This window comes from Micromonospora sp. M51, assembly GCF_018070305.1.
In the GTDB taxonomy this organism is placed as follows: Bacteria; Actinomycetota; Actinomycetes; order Mycobacteriales; family Micromonosporaceae; genus Micromonospora; species Micromonospora parva.
This window is the reverse complement of the sequence record NZ_JAGPXZ010000518.1, coordinates 1-4,536: the sequence shown is the minus strand read 5'-3', so window position 1 is coordinate 4,536 and position 4,536 is coordinate 1. Positions and strand designations below refer to the sequence as shown.

Genomic DNA, 4,536 nt, shown 5'->3' with positions numbered 1-4,536 from the left:
GATCCTGGCCACCGCCGCCCGGCTGCTGGAGTTGGCGGGCACCGGTGGGCAGGCGGTGGTGTGCAGTCAGGGCAAGGTCCTGCCCGGTGCCCTGGAGCGGCTGACCGGCCGTACCGATGAGGACTTCGCCACGCCGAAGGGCGGCGGCTGGCTGCTCGCCTTCGCCGGCGACCGGCTGCTGGCCACCGACCGCCTGTAGGGCCTGCGTTCGCCCGGGCCCGGCCCCGGTCAGCGGGGCGGCAGGGTCACCGTCACCGCGACCGGCAGGTGGTCGCTGGCCGTGCTGCGCGGCGCGACCGGATCAGCGGGGGTCAGCTGGGGCGAGACGAAGATGTGGTCGATCTGCTGACGCGGGTCGTCCGCCGGGCTGGTCGCCAACGGTCGGGCGGTGGCCAACGCGTCGACCAGGCCCGCCCTGGTGAACTCCGTGAACGCCTCGTCGCCCGGCTCGGTGTTCAGGTCGCCTCCCACCACCAAGGGCCGACCGGCCGCGTACCGGATGGCGAAGTCGGCGACCGCGCGGGCCTGGACCACCGGTCCGGTGTCCGGCGGCGGTTGCAGGTGGGTGCTGACCACCGCGGTACGGACACCGTCGCCGAGGTCCAACGTGACCGCGAGGGCCTGCGCTCCGGTGGGCGCGCCGACGGCGGCCAGCGGCAGGCTGCGCGGATCGCGCACCGGCCAACGGCTGAGTACCGCGTCACCCCAGACCGGGTCGGCGGCCGGCCCGAAGACGTACGGCATCCCGAGCCGGTCGGCCAGCAGGTCCAGGGTGTCGTGCCCGCCGTTGAGCAGCCACGCCCGGTCCACCTCGCTGAGCAGCACCACATCGGGCCGTTGCCGGTCGACGACCTCGGCGAGGCCGGTCAGGTCGAACCGGCCGTCGAGCCCGAAACCCATCCGGATGTTGTACGCCACCACCGTCAACCGTTGCGGCGGGCCGTCCCGGTTGCTGGCCACCGGCACCTCGTCGGCGAGCACGGGTGCCAGCAGTGCCAGCGAGGTGACAGCGGCGGTGGTCCGCAACGGCGGGAACGGGCCGGGAAGCCGGTGGGCGACGGGACGGGCGGTGAACGCCACGGCGGCGATCAGCACGGCCACCACCACTGGCACCGCGGCGTTGGGGTAGCCCAGGTCGTAGGCCGAGTAGTAGCCGACCGCCCCGAGCGCGAAGACGAGCATGCCGGCGGCTACCGCGTACCCCCGGCGGGAGGCGCTGGCGTCCGCGGCGTCGGTGGTGTCGTCGGTGCTGTCGTCGGTCAGGGCGAGGCACGCACCGAGACCGACCGCGGCGAGGAGGATGGCCGGCAGGAGCAGGTCACCCCGGTCGAGGGCGAACAGCACCGCGCCGGTGAGCAGCGTCGCCGGACCGTACGCCCGGCCCCACCCTCGTGGCGGGCGGGTCAACGCGGCGCCCAGGAACCCGGCGACCGCCACCGGCACCGGCGCCAGGCCGAACAACGGCGAACGGGCCACCCCGTCCCCGACCAGGTACGACATCCCGGTCCGGGCCAGCGCCGGGGAGAGCGCCACCATCGCGGCCAGTAGCAGCGCGGGCCCGGCCACCAGCCAGGCCCGGCCACCACCGGGGCCCCCACGGGCGTCAGCGGGACCGTCAGGGCCGTCAACGGTGCCGGTACGGGCGGCATCGGTGCCGCCGCGCTGGCCCGGTTGCGCCGTGCCGACCAGGAACACCGTCACCGCGACGACGCTGAGCAGCCAGGCCACCCAGTCGCCCCGCCAGACCAGGTCGACGGTGTCGAGCACCGCGTGCACCGCCGCGTTGACAGCGAACCCCAACGCCAGGCCCGGGACCGGTCGAACGGTGTCGGCGGCGACGGCGACCAGCCAGACCAGGCCGGCGAGCAACCCGGCGGTGGCCACCCAGAGCTGGGTACGCCCACCGGGGGCGGCGGTGAGGGTGAGCCGGGCGACGGCGAGCGCGACGGCGGCGACGACAGTGACCGGGCGGGCGCCGACTCGGCGGACCATCGCGGGTGCGCCCAGCGCGAGCACGAACCAGCCGAGGGCGAACGCCCCCATCAGCTCGGCGGGGGTGGACGCCGCCTGACCGAAGATGGTGATGATGCCGGGCAGCCAGACCCGCAGCACGTCGATGAGGAGGAGCACGCCCAGCGCGAGCGTTCCGGTGGTGAGCTGGCGGTAGCGCACCGGCGCCCCACTTCCCGTCGACGGGCCGGCGGAGGGGGCCGGCACGGCGATTCTGCGCGAGCGGGCCAACCGGGTCAACGGTCCCCGTACGCGCGAAGCCGGCCCCGTACGCGTGAAGCCGGCCCCGGCACGCCGAAAGGGCGCCCACCCACTGGTGGACGCCCTTTCGGAGCGGGTCGGTCAGCGCTTGCTGGCCGCCTTCTTGGCCGGGGCCTTCTTCGCGGGGGCCTTCTTGGCCGCCGTGCTCTTGCTCGCCGCCGCGGTGGTCTTCTTCGCCGCGGTCGACCGGGTCGCCGCGGTGGTCTTCTTCGCCGCGGTGGTCTTCTTGCTGGCGGCCGTCTTGGTCGCCGTGGTGCTCTTGCTCGCCTTGGCCGGGGCGGTCTTCTTGCTGGCGGCCGTCTTGGTCGCCGTGGCGGTCTTGGTCGCCTTGGCCGCGGCGGTCTTCTTGCTGGCCGCCTTGGCCGTGGTGGCCTTGGTGCCCGTGGCCTTCGCGCCGGTCGCCTTCGCGCCGGCCGCCTTGGCCGTGGTGGTGCTGGTGGCGGCCTTCTTCGTCGCCACCGTGGCCTTCGGCACCTTGCCGCTGGCCACCATCTCCTTGAACCCGGCGCCGGGGCGGAAGGTCGGGACTGAGGTCTTCTTGACCTTCACCGCCTCGCCGGTACGCGGGTTGCGCGCTGTTCGTGCGCCACGCACACGCTTTTCAAATGCTCCGAATCCGGTGATCGCCACCTTCTCGCCCTTGGTGACCGCCGCCTGGACCTCGGTGAGGACCGCGTCGAGCGCGGCCGTCGCCATCTTCCGGTCCCCCAGGCGAACGGCGAGCGCCTCGATGAGCTCGGCCTTGTTCACGACTTCCTCCCGATTGTGCAACTGACTCGTCGCGAGCCATTCTGCGCGCACGGTATGCCCTGTGCTGCCGGGACACAAACATTCGGTAGAAAAAAGCCCTTGTGTCGTAACGGATTCACCCCCACCGGTTGGACCGATGGGGGTGAAATCCGCTGTGCGAGCGGCCTAACGGCTATGCCACGGAGGGCAGGAACGGCAGTCGGCGCGCCTCGTAGGAGTCGATGTCGGCGGCGTGCCGGAGGGTGAGTCCAATGTCGTCGAGGCCTTCCAGCAGGCGCCAACGGCTGAAGTCGTCCAGCGGGAACGACCAGCTCGCATCCCCCGCCCGGAGCTGGCGGGCGGTCAGGTCGACGGTCACCGGGGTGCTCGGATCCTCCTCGACCAGGTCCCACAACTCTTCGACGGCTTTCAATTCCAACTCGACCGGCAACAGACCTTCCTTGAGGGCGTTGCCGCGGAAGATGTCACCGAAGCGCGGGGCCACCACGGCGCGGAAGCCCCAGTCCCGTAGCGCCCAGACGGCGTGCTCCCGGGAGGACCCGGTGCCGAACTCCGGGCCGGCGATGAGGATCGACGCCCCGGAATAGTTTTCATCGTTGAGCACGAATGTCGGATCTTCCCGCCAGGCACTGAACAGCCCGTCGGCGAATCCGGTCCGGGTCACCCGCTTGAGGTACACGGCGGGGATGATCTGATCGGTGTCCACGTTGGACCGGCGCAGCGGCACGGCGGTGCCGGTGTGGGTGGTGAACTTGTCCATCTCGTCGGTCCCTTCTACAGGTCGGCGGGGGCGGCCAGCCGGCCGACCACGGCGGTGGCGGCGGCCACCGGCGGGGAGACCAGGTGGGTACGCCCACCCCGGCCCTGACGGCCCTCGAAGTTGCGGTTCGAGGTGGAGGCGGAACGCTCGCCCGGCTTCAGCGTGTCGGGGTTCATGCCGAGACACATGGAGCAGCCGGCGAACCGCCACTCGGCCCCGGCGTCGGCGAAGACCTTGTCCAGCCCCTCGGCCTCGGCTGCCTCGCGTACGGCGGCGGAGCCCGGCACCACGAGCATCCGGACGCCGTCGGCGACCCGGTGACCCCGCAGCACGTCGGCGGCGGCCCGCAGGTCCTCCAGGCGACCGTTGGTGCAGGACCCCACGAAGACCACGTCGATGGGCAGTTCCCGCAGCGGGGTGCCGGGGCGCAGGTCCATGTACTCCAGGGCCCGGCGGGCGGCGGCGCGCTCCGAGTCGGTGGTGAACTCCTCCGGGTCCGGCACCGGGGCGCTCAGCGGCGCGCCCTGCCCGGGGTTGGTGCCCCAGGTGACGAACGGGGTGATCTGGCTGGCGTCCAGGGTCACCTCGGCGTCGAAGCGCGCCCCCTCGTCGGTGGGCAGCGTCCGCCACCACGCCACCGCCGCGTCCCAGTCCGCGCCCTGCGGCGCGTTCGGGCGACCCTTGAGGTACGCGAAGGTGGTCTCGTCGGGCGCGATCATGCCGGCCTTGGCGCCCCACTCGATGGACATGTTGGC

At 72.8% G+C, this 4,536-nt stretch carries 4 protein-coding genes and 1 pseudogene; 1 reads left to right on the top strand and 4 read right to left on the bottom strand.

The genetic code is table 11. The annotated features are described in order from the left end of the window. Positions 1-199 (top strand): annotated as a pseudogene (locus tag KBX53_RS23520) (NUDIX hydrolase); the annotation flags it as partial. Between the two features lie 29 nt (positions 200-228). On the opposite strand, the gene KBX53_RS23515 reads toward KBX53_RS23520, so the two are convergent. From KBX53_RS23515 to KBX53_RS23500, 4 genes are all read right to left on the bottom strand, one after another. Continuing rightward, a complete protein-coding gene (locus tag KBX53_RS23515) occupies positions 229-2,217 on the bottom strand; it encodes an endonuclease/exonuclease/phosphatase family protein (protein ID WP_307857822.1) in 1,989 nt (662 codons plus the stop codon). Between the two features lie 135 nt (positions 2,218-2,352). Beyond that, positions 2,353-3,021 carry an HU family DNA-binding protein gene (locus tag KBX53_RS23510; protein WP_210861677.1) on the bottom strand — a complete coding sequence of 223 codons (669 nt, stop codon included), beginning with the start codon at positions 3,019-3,021 and terminating at the stop codon, positions 2,353-2,355. Positions 3,022-3,193: 172 nt separating this feature from the next. Continuing rightward, positions 3,194-3,781 (bottom strand): 3-isopropylmalate dehydratase small subunit, encoded by a 588-nt coding sequence (leuD, locus tag KBX53_RS23505; RefSeq protein ID WP_030335334.1) that lies wholly within the window; start codon positions 3,779-3,781, stop codon positions 3,194-3,196. A 14-nt stretch (positions 3,782-3,795) separates the two neighbouring features. Continuing rightward, on the bottom strand, positions 3,796-4,536 hold a 741-nt coding region (locus KBX53_RS23500), incomplete at its 5' end, for an aconitase family protein (protein ID WP_247676105.1).

Coding starts and splice junctions, on each gene's coding strand:
- leuD (WP_030335334.1), bottom strand. CDS start 3,781: ATGGACAAGTTCACCACCCACACCGGCACCGCCGTGCCGCTGCGCCGG.